Here is a 381-nt window from a genome sequence, read left to right on the forward strand (position 1 = left end):
TTTACCATTCCCTGAATATCTTCACCTTCAAATAAAGCACCTTCTTTCTCAGAGATAAACTCTGGAACTGCTGCAACTTTATTAGTAACTACTACCAACCCTGAAGACATTGCTTCATCTCTAGATACACCTTGAGAGTCCCATCTTGTAGGATTAAGAAAAACACCGTTTTCTTTATGAACTTCCACAATTTCATTATGACTCAGAAATCTTTTATGAAGATGTACGTTATCATATTCTAAAAGTGGTCGATTTACACTATCAAACTCTGGCCCGTCTCCATAAATACTAATATCTAACTTATTGAAAAAATCATAGTTAGCCAACTCCTGAATAGCTTGTACAGTTATGTCATTCCCATACTTTGAACCCATATAAGGT

At 34.9% G+C, this 381-nt stretch carries 1 protein-coding gene; it reads right to left on the reverse strand.

What is annotated here, in order from left to right; all coding sequences use genetic code 11:
* On the reverse strand, positions 1-381 hold a 381-nt coding region (locus BTV99_RS12810), incomplete at both ends, for a glycosyltransferase family 4 protein (protein WP_143507202.1).

This window comes from Psychrobacter sp. Rd 27.2 (assembly GCF_001921755.1).
Lineage (GTDB): Bacteria > Pseudomonadota > Gammaproteobacteria > Pseudomonadales > Moraxellaceae > Psychrobacter > Psychrobacter celer.